Below are 17,329 nucleotides of genomic sequence, written 5' to 3'. Positions count from 1 at the left end.
GCCCGCACCCCCCGCGCCTGCAGTGCCCGCCACGCCCGACGGCGTCCGCAGCGTGCCGGGGGAGCAGCGCCTCTCCTTCGAGAAGCGTCAGCGCCTCGACCTGCGCAAGCGCGAGGTGGCCAAGGTCCTGCTGACCAAGGGCGCCCCGACAGCCCGCGCCAGGGTCGTGATGGTCATCGACAAGACCGGCTCGATGCGCCGCCAGTACTCGACGCGAGTGGTGCACCGTGTGGTCGAGCGCATGATCCCGGTGGCCATCCAGCTCGACGACGACGGCAGCCTCGAGGCCTACCTCTACGGCAGCTCCTTCGCCAGGCTCCCCGACGTCACGGTCGAGCAGGCCGACGAGTGGTCCGACACCTTCCTGCACCTCGATGGCACGCACGGCGGCATCAGCTACCGGCGCATCGGCGGCTACAACGACGAGATCCCGATCATGTCCGAGGTGCTCTCGACCCTCCGGCAGCACGACCCCATGCCGACCCTCGTGCTCTTCTTCACCGACGGCGGCTTCTCCCAGCGCGGTCCCATCACCGAGCTGGTCCGGCAGGCGTCGGGGCTGCCGGCCTTCTGGCAGTTCGTCGGGATCGGCCGGGCCAACTACGGGCTGCTCACGGCGCTCGACGAGCTCGAGGGCCGGGTGGTCGACAACGTCGGCTTCTTCGAGCTCGACGACATCGATGCCGTGGCGGACTCCGAGCTCTACGCCCGCCTGCTGGGCGAGTTCCCCGACTGGCTGCGTGCGGCCCGTGCGGCCGGGATCGTCGGTGGCTGAGCGCGGCCGACGACGTACCCTGGGACTGTGAGCTCCACTCCCTCCCAGCCCGAGCCGTCCACCCCCGACGAGGTCTCTGCGACGCCGCAGGACGCGGCGACCCCGGCCGACGAACCGCACGACGCCCCCGTGGCGATCCCGGCCGAGGGGCCGCTCACGGACGAGCAGATCGCCGCGATCGCCGCGTCGGCCCAGCCGGCGACCATCCGACGCGCACCGCGCTACCGCGCCTTCTTCTGGACGGGCGCGCTGCTCGGCATCGTGCTGGGGGTCGCGCTCGGTCTCTGGGTGTCCTCGGAGAACCTCGTGAACCGGTGGATCTACGTCCTCGTCACGACCCTGGGCACCACGCTGGTCACCGTCCTGCTCGCCGGGGCCTGCGCGGTCTGGGTAGACCGCCGCGGCGCGGCGAAGGTCGCGAAGCAGCGCAGGGGATCTGCCGGAGCCTGACGTGCTGCGTCACCTGCGCGCTCGCCCAGCCGTCTCATCCGTCGGCGACCGACCTGTGTCGACCCCCGTCTCTGTGGGACACTAGAGCCGTGGCCCCCCGCGGAGATGGACTTCTGAACCACGACCTCATGCCTGGCGAGAAAGGCCCCCAAGACGCTTGCGGCGTCTTCGGTGTCTGGGCTCCCGGCGAAGAGGTCGCCAAGCTTGCCTACTTCGGTCTGTACGCGTTGCAGCACCGAGGGCAAGAATCGGCCGGCATCGCGACCAGCAACGGTCAGCAGATCCTGGTCTACAAGGACATGGGACTCGTCTCCCAGGTGTTCGACGAGACTGCGCTCAACGCCCTGACCGGGCACATCGCGGTCGGGCACTGCCGGTACTCGACCACCGGCGGCGTGACGTGGGAGAACGCCCAGCCCACCCTCGGCGCGACGGCCGCTGGCACTGTCGCCCTCGGGCACAACGGCAACCTCGTCAACAGCGCCGAGCTCGTCGACCTCGTGGCCGAGCGCTACGGCGCTCAGCGCCGCGGCGAGCTCGCCCGCGGCAACACGACCGACACCGCGCTCGTCACCGCGCTGCTCGCCGGCGACGCCGACCACACGCTCGAGCAGACCGCGATGGAGGTCCTCCCGCGGCTGCGCGGCGCCTTCAGCCTCGTGTTCATGGACGAGAAGACCCTCTACGCGGCGCGCGACCCCCAGGGTGTCCGCCCGCTCGTGCTCGGCCGGCTCGACCGCGGCTGGGTCGTCGCGAGCGAGACCCCCGCCCTCGACATCGTCGGGGCGAGCTTCGTCCGCGAGGTCGAGCCCGGCGAGCTCATCGCGATCGACGCCGACGGCCTCCGCTCGCAGAAGTTCGCCACGCCCGAGCGTGCCGGCTGCGTCTTCGAGTACGTGTACCTGGCTCGCCCGGACACGAGCATCAAGGGACGCTCCGTGCACGCAGCGCGTGTCGAGATGGGCCGTGAGCTCGCCCGCGAGCACCCCGTCGAGGCCGACCTCGTCATCCCCGTCCCGGAGTCCGGCACCCCGGCCGCGGTCGGGTACGCGCAGGAGTCGGGCATCCCCTTCGGGCAGGGCCTCATGAAGAACGCCTACGTCGGGCGCACCTTCATCCAGCCGTCTGACACGCTGCGCCAGCTGGGCATCCGGCTCAAGCTCAACCCGCTGCGCGACGTCATCAAGGGCAAGCGCCTCGTGGTCGTCGACGACTCGATCGTCCGCGGCAACACCCAGCGTGCGCTCATCCGGATGCTCCGCGAGGCCGGGGCCGCCGAGATCCACGTGCGCATCAGCTCCCCGCCCGTGAAGTGGCCGTGCTTCTACGGCATCGACTTCGCCTCGCGGGCCGAGCTCATCGCCAACGGCCTGAGCCCGGCCGAGGTCGGCCAGTCCCTCGGGGCGGACACCCTCGGGTACATCTCGGAAGAGGGCATGATCGCCGCGACCGAGCAGCCGAAGTCCCAGCTGTGCACGGCCTGCTTCTCGGGGACCTACCCGATCGAGCTCCCGGACGCCGCGCGTCTGGGCAAGAACCTCCTCGAGCAGGCCGAGCTGCCGCTCGGCGCGCCCGAGGACGGGCTGTCGAACCTCACGGTGTCGGCTGGAGGCGCCGGGGCGCTCCAGCACCCCTGACGCTGCAGCACCCCTGACGCTGCAGCACTCCTGACCGGGGCTCCCGCAAGCAGCAGCTCGTGGGACCACGCAACCCGCACGCACGACGCACCATCCCGTACCAGCACCGCCAGACCCCCGCACCACGTAGCCGTCTGCTCGACCAGCACCAGGTCCGCCCACCACCACAGGGACCGTCAGCAGCGACCCGCGCCAACCACAGGAGTCATCGAAGTGTCTGAAGGCATCACCTACGCAGCCGCCGGCGTCGACACGGCGGCAGGTGACCGTGCCGTCGAGCTGATGAAGTCGGCTGTGGCCCGCACGCACGGCCCGCAGGTCCTCGGCGGGGTCGGCGGCTTCGCCGGGCTCTTCGACGTCTCGATGCTCAAGGCCTACGACCGCCCGCTGCTCGCCTCCTCGACCGACGGCGTCGGCACCAAGGTCGCGATCGCCCAGGCGCTCGACATCCACGACACGATCGGCTTCGACCTCGTCGGCATGGTCGTCGACGACATCGTCGTCTGCGGCGCCGAGCCGCTGGTCATGACCGACTACATCGCGACGGGCAAGGTCGTCCCCGAGCGCATCGCGGACATCGTGCGCGGCATCGCCGCAGCCTGCGAGGTCGCGGGGACCGCACTCGTCGGCGGAGAGACCGCCGAGCACCCCGGGCTCCTCGGGCCGCACGAGTACGACGTCGCCGGCGCAGCCGTCGGTGTCGTCGAGGCTGCCGACCTGCTCGGCCCGGAGAAGGTCCAGACCGGTGACGTCGTCATCGCGCTGGCCTCCTCTGGCCTGCACTCCAACGGCTACTCCCTCGTCCGAGCCGTCATCAACCACGCGGGCTGGACGCTCGACCGCCACGTCGACGAGTTCGGCCGCACCCTCGGTGAAGAGCTCCTCGAGCCGACCCGCGTCTACGCGAGCGACTGCCTCGCCCTGGCCCGCGACGCCGGCGCGCAGGTGCACGCGTACTCCCACGTCACCGGTGGTGGGCTCGCTGCGAACCTGGCGCGTGTCCTCCCGAAGGGCCTGTCCGCCTCGGTCGACCGTGCCAGCTGGACCGTCCCGGCGGTCTTCGACGTCGTGCGCGGCCTCGGTCAGGTGCCGTGGGGCGACCTCGAGAACACGCTCAACCTCGGTGTCGGCATGGTCGCGGTCGTCGGGGCCGACGGCGCCGACGCCGCACTGGCCCGCCTCGCGGCTCTCGGCGTCCCGGCGTGGACGCTCGGTGTCGTGACGGAGGACGACGGCGCGACGGGCGAGGGCATCGTCCGCGGTGCCAAGGGTGTCGACGGGGGAGCCGTCAGGCTCCACGGCGAGTACAGGGCCTGAGCAGGACGACGCAGCGCGTCCTCGGCCAGGACGTCGACGACCGTCCCCTGCCGGGGACGGAGGCGCGACGCCGACGCTCGAAGAGCTCAGAGCGCCGCACGACCACCGTCGTGCGGCGCTCTCTGCGTGAGTGCCTCTGCGTGAGTGCTTCTGCCCCGGGGTAGACGACGAGCAGCGCACCCCGGTGCTGGACCAGGCTGCGCTGCTCGGGAGACGACGAGAGACGGCGCCGACGAGCCGACGCTCAGAGAGCGTCGAGTCGTACGGGGCGTCTGCTCAGACGAGGGGTGAGGCGACAGATGACACCGAGGTCACCTGTCGTCGGACCAGTCCGCGTACGGTTCACGGTCCTCGAGATCGTCGGACCTGCTCGCGCTGTGGCGAGAGTCCGTAGCGAGATCGGTTCCGCCATGACCAGTGAGCTCTTGTTCGAGAGCCTTGTAGTTCGTGTCGGGAGAGTAGTACTTCAGCTCCCGAGCGACCTTGGTCTGCTTTGCCTTCTGACGGCCGCGGCCCATGGCTCCGACCCCCTCAACGTAGAAGCGGGGCGGCTGGCGTCAGAAGACGTGCGGCCCCGGGGTGTGTTTCGTCTGTTCGTGGGTTAACGGTACATGCTCGCGGGGCGGTTGGACCACTCAGAGCGCGGGCGGGCACCGTCACGACGGGCATCTGTGGCTACCGTCACGCTCCGTGCAGACGGGCCCAGTCTGAGCAACTCGGTCATCCGCTCCTTTTTCACCCCGGCTGGCGGCTGGCACGAATCGCCCGTAGGGTGATAATAGATGAAACGGCTAGGGCTGATCGATGAGTTCCCTCCCCCCGGGACCAGCCTGTGCCACAGAGAGGTGCATCATGTTGAGCAACCGTGGAGAGCAGGAAGTCCTCCTCACGCCGGCTGAGGTCGCGAGCCTGTTCCGTGTGGACCCGAAGACGGTCACCCGTTGGGCCAAGGCTGGAAAGCTCTCGTCGATCCGGACCCTCGGTGGTCACCGCCGCTACCGCGAGGCCGAGGTCAAGGGCCTGCTCGCGGACTCCGGCGTCAACATCGGCGAAGAGTCCTGACGCCCCGGCGAGCCGCCTGACACCAGATGTGCCGAGAGGCCCCGTCCGATCATCGGACGGGGCCTCTCGTGCGTCGTGGACGGGTCAGCGGCGGGCGCGCCGGACCACGGCCAGGGCGACCAGCGCGACGACCCCTGCGGCGACGCCCAGGGCGATCTTCGCGTTGCGGGCGCGGGACCCCGGCTGCGCGGGCAGACCGGCCCCGGTGACGAAGGCGCCGGCGTCGGTCGCGGCCAGCTTTGCCGTCGTGGCGGCGTCGGCGGCGAGGTTCTTCGGGCTGAGCCGGGTCGAGAGCTCGTCGACAGTCGCGGCCAGCTCGGCGCGGGCGCGCAGCACCTCGGCGCTGAGCTCGGCGGCCGACATGCTCGAGGTGTCAGGGGTGCTCGGCTGCTCGCTCATGACTTCAGACCTTCCTTCACGGCGGCGACGTCGTCCTTGATGCTCTTGACGGTGATCTCGGGGGACGGCGGGCTGCCCTTCTTGAGCAGCTTGAGGCCGACGAGCGCGAGGAGGGCCGTGAGGAGGAGCAGCACGACGCCGACGATCAGCGCCGCGAGCCACACCGGGACGACGTTCGACAGCCCGGCGACACCCGCGTAGAGCAGGAAGCCGAGGGCGTAGAGCGCGAGGACCGCTCCGACCACCACGAGCGCGATCCCGATCCCGAGGCTCTTGGCCTTGGCCGACAGCTCGGCCTTGGCCGACGCGATCTCGGCCCGGACCAGTCGGCTGAGCTGTTCGCTCAACCGGCCGACGAGGGTCCCGATCGACGTCTGCTCGCTCGAGCTGCCTGGCAGCCCGGAGTCTTTCTGGCTCATCGCCGTCACACCTTCCTGTTGGTCCGCGCGTCGCCTGCCGCGCGTCGCCGCTGCTGCGCCCCTGTGACCAGGGGCCCTGCGCGGCTGATCTCCACCGATCGTACGGCGTGAGCACGTGCGCCGCAGGGCAACAGGCCCTGTCCGCTGGTGGGCGGGGATGTGGGGGACGACAGAAAACGCCGCAGACGATGTCTGCGGCGTTCTCGGTGTACTGGTGGCTCCGACCGGCGTCGATCCGGTGACCTTTCGATTTTCAGTCGAACGCTCTACCAACTGAGCTACAGAGCCTTGACACGGAAGCCCGGCCATATCTCTATGACCGGGCGACCATCATCAAAGCGACCCCGACGGGACTTGAACCCGCGACCTCCGCCGTGACAGGGCGGCGCGCTAACCAACTGCGCTACGGGGCCTTGGATCACGCTGTGACACAAGGTCCTTGCTGCTTCACTACAGTTCGTTGTCCGAACCGTTGAGAATCCTACAGTACTTCTGAGCCCTTCGTGACCACCTCTCGGTGACCCTGTCCTGCTCGTACCCCCAACGGGATTCGAACCCGTGCTACCGCCGTGAAAGGGCAGCGTCCTAGGCCGCTAGACGATGGGGGCCTAGTCGTTGACGCTGCTGATGGCAGAACCACAGACGAACCGTCTAGGACCGTACGAAGCATAGAGCGAGATCGGGCCCGGATGCAAAACACGAGGTCCAGAGGCGGATCTCTGCGGCTGTCGGGGCTTCTCGACGGGTGCGTGGGGGAGGATGGTCCGCATGGTCGACATGTCGCGAGAAGAGTTCGAAGAGGCCGTCTCGGACGCCCTCGACCAGGTGCCGCCCGAGCTCACGGCCCAGATGGACAACGTGGTGATCTTCGTCGAGGACGACGCCCCGCCCGAGCAGCCGGACCTGCTCGGGGTCTACGACGGGGTCCCGCTGACCGAGCGCGACCTCGGATGGGCCGCCGGGGCCCTGCCGGACCGCATCACGATCTTCCGCAACCCGACCCTGGCGATCTGCGACACGGTCGAGGAGGTCGTCGAGGAGGTCACCGTCACGGTGGTCCACGAGATCGCCCACCACTTCGGGATCGACGACGAGCGTCTGCACGAACTCGGCTGGGCCTAGGCGGGGAGAGCGCCGGACGTCCCTGCCGCGCGCAGCCCCGGAACGGTAGCCTGCGGGTATGACGATTCTGGTGACTGGCGGGGCTGGGTACATCGGCGCACACGTGGTGCGTCTTCTGCAGGAGCGCGGGGACGAGGTCGTCGTCGTCGACGACCTGAGCACCGGAGCCCGCAGCCGTGTCGGTGACGCCACGGTCATCGAGCTCGACGTCGCGTCGGCCGGTGCGCAGGAGGTCCTCGTGGCCGCGCTGCGCGAGCACGAGGTCGACGCGGTCATCCACTTCGCGGCGCGCAAGCAGGTCGGCGAGTCTGTCGCCCGCCCGACGTACTACTACCAGCAGAACGTCGGCGGCCTCACGAACGTCCTCGCAGCGATGGAGGAGGCCGGCGTGCACAAGCTCGTCTTCTCGTCCTCTGCGGCGACCTACGGCATGCCCTCGGTCTCGGTCGTCGAGGAGAAGCTCCACGCCGAGCCCATCAACCCCTACGGCGAGACGAAGCTCGTGGGCGAGTGGATGGGGCGCGCGGCCTCGCGCGCCTGGGGGCTGAAGTTCGTCGCGCTGCGCTACTTCAACGTGGCCGGCTCCGGGTGGGACGACCTGGGCGACCCCGCGGTCCTCAACCTCGTGCCGATGGTCCTCGACCGCATCGAGCGCGGCGAGCAGCCGCGTCTCTTCGGCGACGACTACCCGACGCCCGACGGCACGTGCATCCGTGACTACATCCACGTCCTCGACCTCGCGAAGGCGCACATCGCGGCGCTCCAGTACCTCACGCACGACTCCCAGCCCTTCGACGTGTTCAACGTCGGCACGGGGACAGGTGCGTCCGTGCGCGAGGTCATCGACGGTCTCGCGGCCGTGTCCGGGCTGACCATCGACCCGATCGTCGAGGCGCGCCGCGCGGGCGACCCGCCCCAGCTGGTCGGCTCGCCCGAGCGCATCAACGAGATCCTCGGCTGGCACGCCGAGGCCGGCCTCGAAGAGATCCTCTCGTCGGCGTGGAAGGCCTGGCAGGCCGGTCCGCGTCCGATCGACGTGTGACCGACCGGCACGCCCGGTGACTGAGACCGGCACCGGGGACGGTGCTGCGACCGGCGGACCGAGGGTCTCCTCCGCGGGTGTCAGCCTGCTGCCACCCGCCGGCTGGGTGGTCGTCGACGACGTCTCGGGGAGCGGGGCGAGGGCTCCCGTGGCCTCGCTCGCCGACGCCTCGGGCCGCCACGTCGCCGCACAGCTGAGCGTGCGCAGGCTCGCACCGCTCGTCTCGGGTGCGCTGAGCGCGTGGGGTGGCGGGCCGTCTGGTGGCCACGAGCCGCTCGTCTCGCTCGGGACGCCTGGCGGGCCCGGATCCTCCGCGGCCGGTGGTGCGCCGTCGGCGGCCGAGGTCGCGCTGGCGACGGCCGCGCAGTCGCGTGTGACGGCAGCCTTCGCCGACGACCCGTCAGCGGTGCTGCTCGACGCCGCCGGGACGACGGTCCGCACCGTCCTCGGCCTTGACGCCCGGGCGGTGCGACTGGACGTGGTCGAGCACGACATGTCGACCCCGGTCGTGCGCACCTCGGTCCTGGTCGCCTGCACCGACCTGGGCGGCGGCTCGCGCTCGGGGCGCCTCGGCGTGGTCGAGGTCTCGGCGACAGTCCCCGTCGCCCACCACCGTGCTCTGGTCCACGCGGTCGAGGCCGCGCTCGCGACCCTCCGGGTGCAGGACGAGGTGGTCCCGGCGGACGGTGCATCCCTGCGCGGTGCGTCCGCGGACCCCGGGGGGCTCGCGCCCGACGCCTTCACCCACAGCGAGGGCGTCAGCGCCGCGTGGACGCGCGAGCTCGCCCGCGGCGAGTCGACGCGCGAGGGCACCGGCGCAGCATCGACGCGCGAGCTCGCCAGCGCCCCGTGGACGCGCGAGCTCGACCGCGGCCGCTGGTACGTGCCGCCCGAGGCCTGGCTCGGGGCCGACGAGCTCGACATCTTCGTGCGGGGCTCGCGCCGCCTGGCTCCAGCGCACAGACCTGGCCCGGCGCGGGCGGGGCTGGTCGACGACCGCGGGGTGAGCACCCCGACGGGTGAGCTGGTCCGCAGGGCTGTGCACAGGCCCGACGTCCGCCTGCACGTGCGCGCGGCCGACGTGGTCGACGCCTCGCTCGACGGCAGCGCGTCGATGATCGTCGACAGGGTCGGACCGTGGGCCGTCGTCCGTGCCACGCCACCGCCTGTCGCGGCCCGCCGCGGCGAGGCTGTCGCCGCGCACCGTTACCTCGAGGTGGTCGACCTCGCTGCAGCCCCTGCCCGGGTCGTGTCGTGGATGGGCACTGGTCCGGGTCGGTCGTCGAGGGTCTCGGACGGGCTGGTCCTGGCGCTCGTCGTCCACAGGTCGGGACAGTCGTGGGGGAGCCCCGCCGGGGAGTCTGTGCTCGTCGAGCGGGGAGCGTCACCGCGCGCGACGTGGCAGCGGGTCCTCGCGGCCCTCGTCTGAGGTCTGACGCCTGGTCTGCCACCCGCCGCGCGGCGGGGCGGGCGCTCGACCTACTTGACGAACTTGTTGACGGCCCAGCAGAGCACGACGCCCACGGCGAAGCCGATGCCGACGAACAGGGTGTCGGCCCGCGCCATCGTGATGGCGATGCCGATGCCCGTGCAGATCACCAGCAGCGCACCGCCCAAGAACCAGTTGGCCTGACGGTGGCGGATCTCTTCCTCGTTCACCCCACCAGGGTGCGCCCCCGGTGGGGCCCGGGTCAAAGCGGGCCGGGAGAGTTCTCCCCATCTGTCTCACCCGTCTTCCCAGGGAGATCCGGGGTCTGCGGGGATATAGTCGGGCCGTCGCCTCATGGTGACGCAGCACACCGATCGGCGGGGGTGAATCCCTCGCCCTGAGCGTCTGGAGCACTCGTGGGAGTCAGTCTTAGCAAGGGCGGAAACGTCTCGCTCACCAAAGAGGCACCTGGTCTGACCGCCGTCACCGTCGGCCTCGGCTGGGACGCACGGTCGACCACCGGGACGGACTTCGACCTCGACGCCAGCGCCATCATGGCCGGCGCGAGCGGCAAGGTCCTCTCGGACGGCCACTTCGTCTTCTTCAACAACCTCAAGAGCGTCGACGGCTCTGTCGAGCACACCGGTGACAACCTCACCGGTGAGGGCGACGGCGACGACGAGCAGATCTCGGTCAACCTCGCGACGGTCCCGCCGGAGGTCGACAAGATCGTCTTCCCCGTCTCGATCTACGACGCGGCAGCGCGCTCGCAGAGCTTCGGCCAGGTCCGCAACGCGTTCATCCGCGTGATCAACCAGGCCGGCGGCACCGAGATCGCCCGCTACGACCTCAGCGAGGACGCCTCGACCGAGACCGCGATGGTCTTCGGCGAGCTGTACCGCAACGGTGCCGAGTGGAAGTTCCGCGCTGTGGGCCAGGGCTACGCCGAGGGTCTCGTGGGCATCGCCCGCGACTTCGGCGTCGGCGTCTGACGCACCACCTCGCACAAGGCGGCCCGGGACTCTCCCGGGCCGCCTTTTCTCAGCAGTTCTCAGAACAGGACACGAGCATGATCCTCCGCACCTTCGGGTGGTCTTTTGTCGTCACGGCCCTCGCGCTCGTGACCGCCCTCTTCTACGGAGGGCCCGAGGCCCTCTTCCTCTGCCTCATCCTCGCGGTCCTCGAGGTCTCGCTGAGCTTCGACAACGCCGTGGTGAACGCCAAGGTCCTCGAGCGCATGAGCGAGGCCTGGCAGAAGATCTTCCTCACCGTCGGCGTGCTCATCGCCGTGTTCGGCATGCGCCTGGTGTTCCCGCTGCTCGTCGTGAGCGTGACCGCGGGCCTCGGCCCGATCGAGGCCGTGCGGCTCGCCATGGAGAAGGGCGACGTGCACGAGCCCGGCAGCTACGGCTACATCCTGGCCGAGGCGCACCCGCAGATCGCCGCCTTCGGTGGCCTGTTCCTGCTGATGCTCTTCCTCGACTTCGTGCTCTCCGACCGTGAGATCACCTGGCTGTCCTGGATCGAGCGCCCGCTCGCGCGGGCCGGCAAGCTGGCCAACCTCTCGGTGGTCATCGCGGCGATCGCCCTCGTGCTCGCCTCCGAGCTGCTCGCCGAGGACCCGCACATCGTGCTGCTCTCCGGTGTCCTGGGCATGATCACCTATCTGGCGGTCAACGGCCTCGGCAGCCTCTTCGAGGACAGCGACATGCTCGACGACGACGTGAGCGACGAGGACGCCGGCGACGGCAGCGCCCCGCTCACCGGTCGGCCGAACGGTCCGACCACGCTCGCCAAGGCGACAGGCAAGGCCGGGTTCTTCCTCTTCCTGTACCTCGAGGTCCTCGACGCGTCGTTCTCCTTCGACGGTGTCATCGGCGCCTTCGCGATCACCGCAGACCCGATCATCATCGCCCTCGGGCTCGGGTTCATCGGCGCGATGTTCGTCCGCTCGATCACCATCTTCCTGGTCCGCAAGGGCACGCTCGCCGAGTACGTGTACCTCGAGCACGGTGCTCACTGGGCCATCGGCGCGCTCGCGACGATCTTGCTGCTGTCCATCAAGTGGCACATCAACGAGGTCGTCACAGGGCTCATCGGCGTGGTGTTCATCGGGGCTGCGTTCTGGTCCTCGCTGCGGCACCGCCGCAGGCACGGGGTCGACGGCCCGGAGAGCACGGGAACCATCACATCCAGCACCGATCACCCCACCGCAGTCTGACCCGCCTGGCCGTCCGGCCTGGTCGACGCACCATCGAAGGGACTCCACCGCATGTCTGTGAACCTGTCCAAGGGCCAGAAGCTCTCGCTCACCAAGAGCTCGGGAGGCACGCTCACCCGTGTCCGCATGGGGCTCGGCTGGGACGCCGCCAAGAAGAAGGGCTTCTTCGGCAAGCGTGACCAGGAGATCGACCTCGACGCCTCGGGGCTGCTCTTCGACGGCTCCGGCCAGCTGGTCGACGTCGTGTGGTTCAACCAGCTCGGCAGCAAGGACGGCTCGGTCGTGCACACCGGCGACAACCGCACGGGTGCGGGCGACGGGGACGACGAGTCGATCGTCGTCGAGCTCACCCAGGTGCCGGCGAACGTCTCGACGATCGTCTTCACGGTGAACTCCTTCACGGGGCAGGACTTCAGCCAGATCGAGAGCGCGTTCTGCCGCCTCGTCGACGAGACCGACGGCTCGGAGATCGCGCGCTACGAGCTCACAGGCTCGGGCACCCACAACGCCCAGGTGATGGCCAAGGTCAGCCGAGACGGCGCCGGCTGGTCGATGACCGCGATCGGTGCCCCGACCTCGGGACGCACCTTCGACCAGCTGCTCCCCGCGGTGGTCCCGTACCTCTGAGCCTCTGAGCCACGACGCAGCAGGCCCGGACCCCGGTCGAGAGACCAGGGTCCGGGCCTGCTGCCGTCTGCGGGGGCGGGCGGCCTGCGCGCGGGCGCGCGGGGTGTCGGGCCGCGTGCCCGCACCGCGCGGACGTCAGCCTGCGTGCACGTACTGGGCTGCAGGCTTGCGCATCGCCTTGACCGACCGGCCGTCGTGGAAGTCGCCGAGGGCCTCCATCTCCCAGCCCTGGGCCGCGCGGCGCAGGACGCACATGAAGACCCCGGTGCTCGGCTTGGAATCCGTGAGGTCGAAGCGCACGAGCTCAGACCGCGTGGTCGAGTCGAGCAGGCGGCAGTACGCGTTCTTCACGTCGGTGAACAGGTGCTTGGAGAACGAGTTGATGGTGAACACCACGGCCGCGACCTCTGCGGGCAGCGCGTCGAGGTCGACCATGATCACCTCGTCGTCGCCGTCTCCCTGGCCGGTGAGGTTGTCGCCCTGGTGCGTCACAGCGCCCTTGCAGGCCTTCTTGGAGGCGAACCAGGCGGAGTCGATGTCCTTGCCGGAGGCGTCGAGCACGATGGCCGAGGCGTCGAGGTCGATCGACTTGCCCCCGAAGGCCGGGTCCCACCCGAGACCGAGCTGGACCTTGCTCAGGCGCGGCGCGCCGGTCTTGACGAGCGAGACGCGCTGGTTCTTCGTCAGGCTGACCCGGCCCTTGTCGAGGTTCACTGTCGCGCCACCGGTCTGGGGCGTCGCAGGGTAACCGCCGCTCGTCGCGTCCGGGCGTCCGTACGGGGACGGCGCCTGCGGTGCCGCGGGTGCCGGCTGGCCCCAGGGGGAGGGCGTCACGCCGTACCCGGTGGGCGCCCCGTAGCCGGGGGCTGGCGGTGCCGGCGGTGACTGTGGGGCTGCCGGTGCCTGCGGAGCGACGGGCGACCCGGGCGGCGCGTACTGGGGCGCCTGGGACAACGGTGTGCCGACGGGCGGCGGGGCGTACCCGGCGAGGGGACGGCCCGTGGGCGGCGGCATGCTCGGGAGCGCCGAGGTGGACTGGGTCGCAGGTGCGGCAGGAGCCGAAGGTGCGGCAGGCTGGCTCGCCTGAGTGCGGCTCGGCCGCGTGTAGTCGATCGGTCCACCGGCCGACGCCGCCGGGGCGCTGTGCTGGGGTGCGGGTGGCGGGGTGTACGCGGGCTGCGCAGGGGAGGCCGGAGTGCGGTCCGGGCGGGTCGTGTCGATGCGCGGTGCGGTCCGACCCGCGACTGTCGTGCCCGGTGCTGCGGGCTGCGGCGCAGACGGGCCTGCGAGCGAGGTGCGGGCTGGACGCGTCGGTGCGGCCTGGGCGGCCGGGGCTGGAGGGGTGATCGGGGCTGCTGGTGCCGCGGCCACGGGAGGCGCGGCGGGCTCGTCGTCCACGGTGATGCCGAAGTCTGTCGCGAGGCCGGCCAGGCCCGAGGCATAGCCCTGGCCCACGGCACGGAACTTCCAGACACCACCCCGTCGGTAGACCTCACCCGACACGTAGGCGGTCTCGGTGCTCGCGTCCGTCATGTCGAAGCGGGCGACCTCCACGCCTGTCGCCCCGTCGGTCAGCACGAGGTGCAGCCCCCGGACCTGACCGAAGGTGCCGCCGTCGGCCGACGCCCCGAGGACGATCTTGTCGATCGCGGTCTCGACGCGGCCGAGGTCGACCTCGAGGCTGTCGCGGAGCTGGCCGGCGACAGGCACCTTGGCGAGCTTCTGCACGGCGCCCGAGGCGTGCTGCGGCTGGTTGAAGAACACGAAGTCGTCGTCCGAGCGCACCTTGCCGGACTCGGTCACGAGGAGGGCTGAGGCGTCGACGTCAGGGCCGCCACCCGTCGTGTCCCAGACGAGGTCTGCGCGCAGGCGCGTGGCGGTCAGGGGGATGTTCGAGCCCTTGGTCATCAGCGTCATAGGCACATCGTCGCAGAGCAGCCTGGGCGCGTCGCGGTGCGGGGGAGTTCTCCCCAGCGTGGTCGGTCGTTCTCGACCCGCGATTGTCATCCTGCTCGGCTATCTTGAACTGCGCTCGGCCTCGAGCGCGTGTCGGACCCCTGGTCACCCCGGGGGTCCCGGTCTGTTCAGAGAGCCAGGGCCATGCGTCATTTCGAATACCTGAGCGACGCTGAGATCCAGCGCCTCTTCCACCGCGCACCGCAGCCGTTCACGGTCGACACCGACCCCGGCATGCTCGCCATGGGCCTCGGCGCGACCCTCTACAGCCCGGGTACCCGGCCGCGGCTCGCCGCGGACATCGCCAAGCGCGCGGCCTACGGCGTCGTGTCGCTCGTGGTGTGCCTCGAAGACTCGATCGCCGACGAAGAGGTCCCCTTCGCCGAGCAGAACACCGTCGCGCAGCTGCGCGAGTACGCGCAGACCGGTGCGTCAGGTCCGCTGATCTTCGTGCGGGTGCGTTCCGCCTACCAGATCCGGCTGATCGTCGACGGCCTGGGCGAGCACCTGCCGGTCCTCGCGGGCTTCGTGATCCCCAAGTTCCTCGGCTCGACAGGTGTCGAGTTCCTCGAGGAGATCGAGGCCGCGAGCGAGCGGACCGGCCGTCGCCTGTACGCCATGCCCGTGCTCGAGTCGCCCGAGCTCGCGTACACCGAGACCCGGCGCGACGAGCTCGAGGGTGTGCGCCAGCTGCTCATGAAGCACCGCAGCACGATCCTCGCCGTCCGCACGGGCGCGACCGACCTCTCGTCCGCCTACGGGCTGCGCCGCAACCGCGAGCTGACGATCTACCACGTGCACGTCATCGCCTCGGTGATCTCCGACATCGTCAACGTCCTCGGGCGGGCGGGTGGCGACGGCTTCGTCATCACCGGTCCTGTGTGGGAGTACTTCTCCTACCAGGAGCGCATCTTCAAGCCCCAGCTGCGCGAGAGCCCCTTCAAGGAGCACGACGAGCGCCCGCTGCGCGCCAAGATGATCGACGCCGACCTCGACGGCCTGATCCGCGAGGTCGTCCTCGACCAGGCGAACGGCCTCACCGGCAAGACCGTGATCCACCCCTCGCACGTCGCCGCCGTGCACGCGCTGTCCGTGGTCTCGCACGAGGAGTACAGCGACGCCTGCGAGATCCTCGCCGCGACCACCGGTGGCGTGAAGGCCTCGCAGTACAAGAACAAGATGAACGAGAGCAAGCCGCACAGGGCCTGGGCCGAGCAGCTGCTGCGCCGGGCGACGATGTTCGGCGTGATCAACGAAGACGTCAGCTACATCGACGTCATCTCCGCGAGCGACCAGCTGTGAGCGGCTGGACCGGTGACTGGGTCTCCGCGCGCCTCGGTGTCGGCCTGACGACCGACAGGTCGGCGGTCGACCTGCCGCTGGGTGCCCTCGTCGGCCTCGCCCTGCGGCGCAACCCGCGCCGTGCGCACCTGCTCGTCTCGACGGTGCTCGGCAAGCACGTCCCGACAGACCCGCGCATCGTCCAGGCTGCCGGCACGCTGCTCGGTCTGCTGGTCACCGACGTGCTCGCGGACGTCACGAGCGTCGCCGACGCCGCGCGCGGGGCTGGCGTCACGCAGGCGCTGACCGCTGCGCTCGCGGGTGAGCCCGGTGCGGCCGAGCACCTGCTGCTCGTCGTCGACGGCCTGCACGACGCCGTCACCGAGGCGCCCGAGGCCGAGGGTGCGACCGTGGTGGTCGGCTACGCCGAGACCGCGACGGCTCTCGGTCACTGCGTCGGTGCCGCGCTCGGGGTGCCGTCGCTGCACTCGACCCGTCGGCCCGTCGCCGGGGTGACCCCCGCGGCCGGCTTCGCCGAAGAGCACTCGCACGCGACCGAGCACCTGCTGCTGCCCGCCGACCCGAGGTTCCTCGCGGACGCCAGCACGCTCGTCCTCGTCGACGACGAGATCTCGACGGGCAAGACCGTCCTCAACACCGTGCGCGCGCTGCACGCCGACAGCCCCCGGGACCGGTACGTCGTCGCCGCGCTCATCGACCTCAGGTCGGCCGCCGACCAAGAGCGCTTCGAGGCGCTCGGGCGGGAGATCGGGGCACGGGTCGACGTGGTCGCGCTCACGAGCGGGACGATCACGCTCCCGGAGGACGTGCTCGAGCGTGCTCCTGTCGTCGTGGCCGAGCAGAGCGCGCACCAGGAGCTGCTGCGCGCGGGCGCTGCCGGCGACGTCGGTCGTGCTGACGGTGCCGAGGGTAGTGACGCCGCGGGTAGCGCGGACGGTGCGGACGGCGCACCTGCGACCCGTCGTGCCGCGGTCACCCGTCGCGCCGCCTGGGAGGACGGTGTCCGCGAGGGTGGCCGGCACGGGTTCTCGGTCGAGGACGAGACCGTGCTGCAGGCTCGTGCCGTGGCGCTCGCCGAGGACCTCGCCCGCGAGCTCGTGGGCCCTGACGTGCTGGTCCTCGGCTTCGAGGAGCTCATGTACGCACCGTTGCTCGTCGGGGTCGCTCTCACCGCGGCAGTCTCCGACGACGTCAGGGTGCGGTACTCCACGACCACCCGGTCGCCCGTGCTGTCCCTCGACGACCCCGGCTACGCCATCCGCACGACGGTGACCTTCCCAGCGCACGACGACCCTGACGACGGCCCGGGTCCGCGGTTCGCGCACAACGTCGCCCCGGGGGTCGACGCGTCCCGTCGGTTCACGGATATCGTCGTGGTCGTCGACGCACCCGCCGACACCCCGGGGCTCGCAGCCCCGGGCGGTCTGGTCGACGTCGTCGCCCAGCACTGCGACCACGTGCACGTCGTGGTCGTCCCCAGCACCACGCCGGGCGCCAGCCCGGTGACCGCGGCGCGCAGCACCGCAGGTCCGCACGCCACCAGCACCGAGGAGCCCACCCCGTGACAGCCC

18 protein-coding genes and 3 tRNA genes are annotated in these 17,329 nt (G+C 70.7%); 13 read left to right on the top strand and 8 right to left on the bottom strand.

The annotated features are described in order from the left end of the window. From HZZ10_RS17405 to purM, 4 genes are all read left to right on the top strand, one after another. Positions 1-775: vWA domain-containing protein (locus tag HZZ10_RS17405; RefSeq protein WP_179914478.1), on the top strand; the 775-nt coding region annotated here is incomplete at its 5' end. Positions 776-802: 27 nt separating this feature from the next. Beyond that, positions 803-1,225 carry a hypothetical protein gene (locus tag HZZ10_RS17400; RefSeq protein ID WP_179914477.1) on the top strand — a complete coding sequence of 141 codons (423 nt, stop codon included), beginning with the start codon at positions 803-805 and terminating at the stop codon, positions 1,223-1,225. Between the two features lie 89 nt (positions 1,226-1,314). Further along, positions 1,315-2,862 (top strand): amidophosphoribosyltransferase, encoded by a 1,548-nt coding sequence (gene purF / locus HZZ10_RS17395; RefSeq protein ID WP_056127580.1) that lies wholly within the window; start codon positions 1,315-1,317, stop codon positions 2,860-2,862. 213 nt (positions 2,863-3,075) lie between these two features. Beyond that, a complete protein-coding gene (purM, locus tag HZZ10_RS17390; RefSeq protein ID WP_179914476.1) occupies positions 3,076-4,179 on the top strand; it encodes a phosphoribosylformylglycinamidine cyclo-ligase in 1,104 nt (367 codons plus the stop codon). A 311-nt stretch (positions 4,180-4,490) separates the two neighbouring features. On the opposite strand, the gene HZZ10_RS17385 is transcribed toward purM, so the two are convergent. Next, complete coding sequence (locus tag HZZ10_RS17385) at positions 4,491-4,697, bottom strand: DUF3073 domain-containing protein (RefSeq protein ID WP_056127585.1); 207 nt, start codon at positions 4,695-4,697, stop codon at positions 4,491-4,493. Positions 4,698-5,031: 334 nt separating this feature from the next. Here HZZ10_RS17385 and HZZ10_RS17380 point away from each other — a divergent pair, with 334 nt between their 5' ends. Continuing rightward, positions 5,032-5,241: a BldC family transcriptional regulator gene (locus HZZ10_RS17380; RefSeq protein WP_056127588.1), complete on the top strand. Its 210-nt coding sequence runs from the start codon at positions 5,032-5,034 to the stop codon at positions 5,239-5,241. A gap of 84 nt (positions 5,242-5,325) precedes the next feature. On the opposite strand, the gene HZZ10_RS17375 is transcribed toward HZZ10_RS17380, so the two are convergent. From HZZ10_RS17375 to HZZ10_RS17355, 5 genes are all read right to left on the bottom strand, one after another. Beyond that, entirely contained in the window at positions 5,326-5,640 is a 315-nt protein-coding gene (locus HZZ10_RS17375) for a DUF3618 domain-containing protein (protein WP_056127590.1), read from the bottom strand. Further along, entirely contained in the window at positions 5,637-6,059 is a 423-nt protein-coding gene (locus HZZ10_RS17370; protein WP_179914475.1) for a phage holin family protein, read from the bottom strand. The genes HZZ10_RS17375 and HZZ10_RS17370 overlap by 4 nt, the downstream gene beginning before the upstream one ends. A 212-nt stretch (positions 6,060-6,271) precedes the next feature. Next, positions 6,272-6,347, bottom strand: a tRNA-Phe gene (locus HZZ10_RS17365). 51 nt (positions 6,348-6,398) lie between these two features. Continuing rightward, positions 6,399-6,472: transfer RNA gene (locus HZZ10_RS17360), tRNA-Asp, on the bottom strand. A gap of 122 nt (positions 6,473-6,594) precedes the next feature. Continuing rightward, positions 6,595-6,667, bottom strand: a tRNA-Glu gene (locus tag HZZ10_RS17355). Positions 6,668-6,818: 151 nt separating this feature from the next. On the opposite strand from HZZ10_RS17355, the gene HZZ10_RS17350 reads away from it, so the two are divergent. Genes HZZ10_RS17350 through HZZ10_RS17340 form a run of 3 tightly spaced genes read left to right on the top strand, consistent with a single transcriptional unit; the run spans position 6,819 to position 9,652 of the window. Beyond that, positions 6,819-7,181 carry a metallopeptidase family protein gene (locus HZZ10_RS17350; RefSeq protein WP_082543708.1) on the top strand — a complete coding sequence of 121 codons (363 nt, stop codon included), beginning with the start codon at positions 6,819-6,821 and terminating at the stop codon, positions 7,179-7,181. Between the two features lie 58 nt (positions 7,182-7,239). Further along, complete coding sequence (galE, locus tag HZZ10_RS17345; RefSeq protein WP_056127598.1) at positions 7,240-8,223, top strand: UDP-glucose 4-epimerase GalE; 984 nt, start codon at positions 7,240-7,242, stop codon at positions 8,221-8,223. A gap of 16 nt (positions 8,224-8,239) precedes the next feature. Then, on the top strand, positions 8,240-9,652 hold the full coding sequence (locus tag HZZ10_RS17340) for a hypothetical protein (protein WP_179914474.1): 1,413 nt from the start codon (positions 8,240-8,242) through the stop codon (positions 9,650-9,652). Positions 9,653-9,702: 50 nt separating this feature from the next. Here HZZ10_RS17340 and HZZ10_RS17335 read toward each other — a convergent pair whose 3' ends face one another. Then, on the bottom strand, positions 9,703-9,882 hold the full coding sequence (locus HZZ10_RS17335; RefSeq protein WP_056127603.1) for a hypothetical protein: 180 nt from the start codon (positions 9,880-9,882) through the stop codon (positions 9,703-9,705). A 186-nt stretch (positions 9,883-10,068) separates the two neighbouring features. Between HZZ10_RS17335 and HZZ10_RS17330 the strand changes: the two genes are divergently transcribed. The 3 genes from HZZ10_RS17330 (at position 10,069) to HZZ10_RS17320 (ending at position 12,500) form a co-directional block, all read left to right on the top strand. Continuing rightward, the gene (locus HZZ10_RS17330; protein WP_056127606.1) at positions 10,069-10,644 is read left to right on the top strand and encodes a TerD family protein; all 576 of its coding nucleotides are present in this window, start codon (positions 10,069-10,071) and stop codon (positions 10,642-10,644) included. 77 nt (positions 10,645-10,721) lie between these two features. Beyond that, complete coding sequence (locus HZZ10_RS17325) at positions 10,722-11,873, top strand: DUF475 domain-containing protein (RefSeq protein WP_056127609.1); 1,152 nt, start codon at positions 10,722-10,724, stop codon at positions 11,871-11,873. Positions 11,874-11,924: 51 nt separating this feature from the next. Then, the gene (locus HZZ10_RS17320; RefSeq protein WP_056127612.1) at positions 11,925-12,500 is read left to right on the top strand and encodes a TerD family protein; all 576 of its coding nucleotides are present in this window, start codon (positions 11,925-11,927) and stop codon (positions 12,498-12,500) included. A gap of 135 nt (positions 12,501-12,635) precedes the next feature. On the opposite strand, the gene HZZ10_RS19705 is transcribed toward HZZ10_RS17320, so the two are convergent. Beyond that, positions 12,636-14,417: a TerD family protein gene (locus tag HZZ10_RS19705; protein WP_228087766.1), complete on the bottom strand. Its 1,782-nt coding sequence runs from the start codon at positions 14,415-14,417 to the stop codon at positions 12,636-12,638. Positions 14,418-14,600: 183 nt separating this feature from the next. On the opposite strand from HZZ10_RS19705, the gene HZZ10_RS17310 reads away from it, so the two are divergent. Continuing rightward, on the top strand, positions 14,601-15,758 hold the full coding sequence (locus HZZ10_RS17310) for an HpcH/HpaI aldolase/citrate lyase family protein (RefSeq protein ID WP_056127618.1): 1,158 nt from the start codon (positions 14,601-14,603) through the stop codon (positions 15,756-15,758). Beyond that, complete coding sequence (locus HZZ10_RS17305) at positions 15,755-17,323, top strand: phosphoribosyltransferase family protein (RefSeq protein ID WP_179914473.1); 1,569 nt, start codon at positions 15,755-15,757, stop codon at positions 17,321-17,323. Before HZZ10_RS17310 ends, HZZ10_RS17305 begins: the two co-directional genes overlap by 4 nt. The last annotated feature ends 6 nt before the right edge of the window (positions 17,324-17,329 follow it).

This window comes from Sanguibacter inulinus (assembly GCF_013415325.1).
Lineage (GTDB): Bacteria > Actinomycetota > Actinomycetes > Actinomycetales > Cellulomonadaceae > Sanguibacter > Sanguibacter inulinus.
Note: the sequence above shows the minus strand (reverse complement) of the source record. Positions and strands in the feature narration are given on the sequence as shown.

Coding starts and splice junctions, on each gene's coding strand:
- galE (WP_056127598.1), top strand. CDS start 7,240: ATGACGATTCTGGTGACTGGCGGGGCTGGGTACATCGGCGCACACGTG.
- HZZ10_RS17370 (WP_179914475.1), bottom strand. CDS start 6,059: ATGAGCCAGAAAGACTCCGGGCTGCCAGGCAGCTCGAGCGAGCAGACG.
- HZZ10_RS17385 (WP_056127585.1), bottom strand. CDS start 4,697: ATGGGCCGCGGCCGTCAGAAGGCAAAGCAGACCAAGGTCGCTCGGGAG.
- HZZ10_RS17350 (WP_082543708.1), top strand. CDS start 6,819: ATGGTCCGCATGGTCGACATGTCGCGAGAAGAGTTCGAAGAGGCCGTC.
- HZZ10_RS17325 (WP_056127609.1), top strand. CDS start 10,722: ATGATCCTCCGCACCTTCGGGTGGTCTTTTGTCGTCACGGCCCTCGCG.
- HZZ10_RS17310 (WP_056127618.1), top strand. CDS start 14,601: ATGCGTCATTTCGAATACCTGAGCGACGCTGAGATCCAGCGCCTCTTC.
- HZZ10_RS17320 (WP_056127612.1), top strand. CDS start 11,925: ATGTCTGTGAACCTGTCCAAGGGCCAGAAGCTCTCGCTCACCAAGAGC.
- HZZ10_RS19705 (WP_228087766.1), bottom strand. CDS start 14,417: ATGACGCTGATGACCAAGGGCTCGAACATCCCCCTGACCGCCACGCGC.
- HZZ10_RS17380 (WP_056127588.1), top strand. CDS start 5,032: ATGTTGAGCAACCGTGGAGAGCAGGAAGTCCTCCTCACGCCGGCTGAG.
- HZZ10_RS17375 (WP_056127590.1), bottom strand. CDS start 5,640: ATGAGCGAGCAGCCGAGCACCCCTGACACCTCGAGCATGTCGGCCGCC.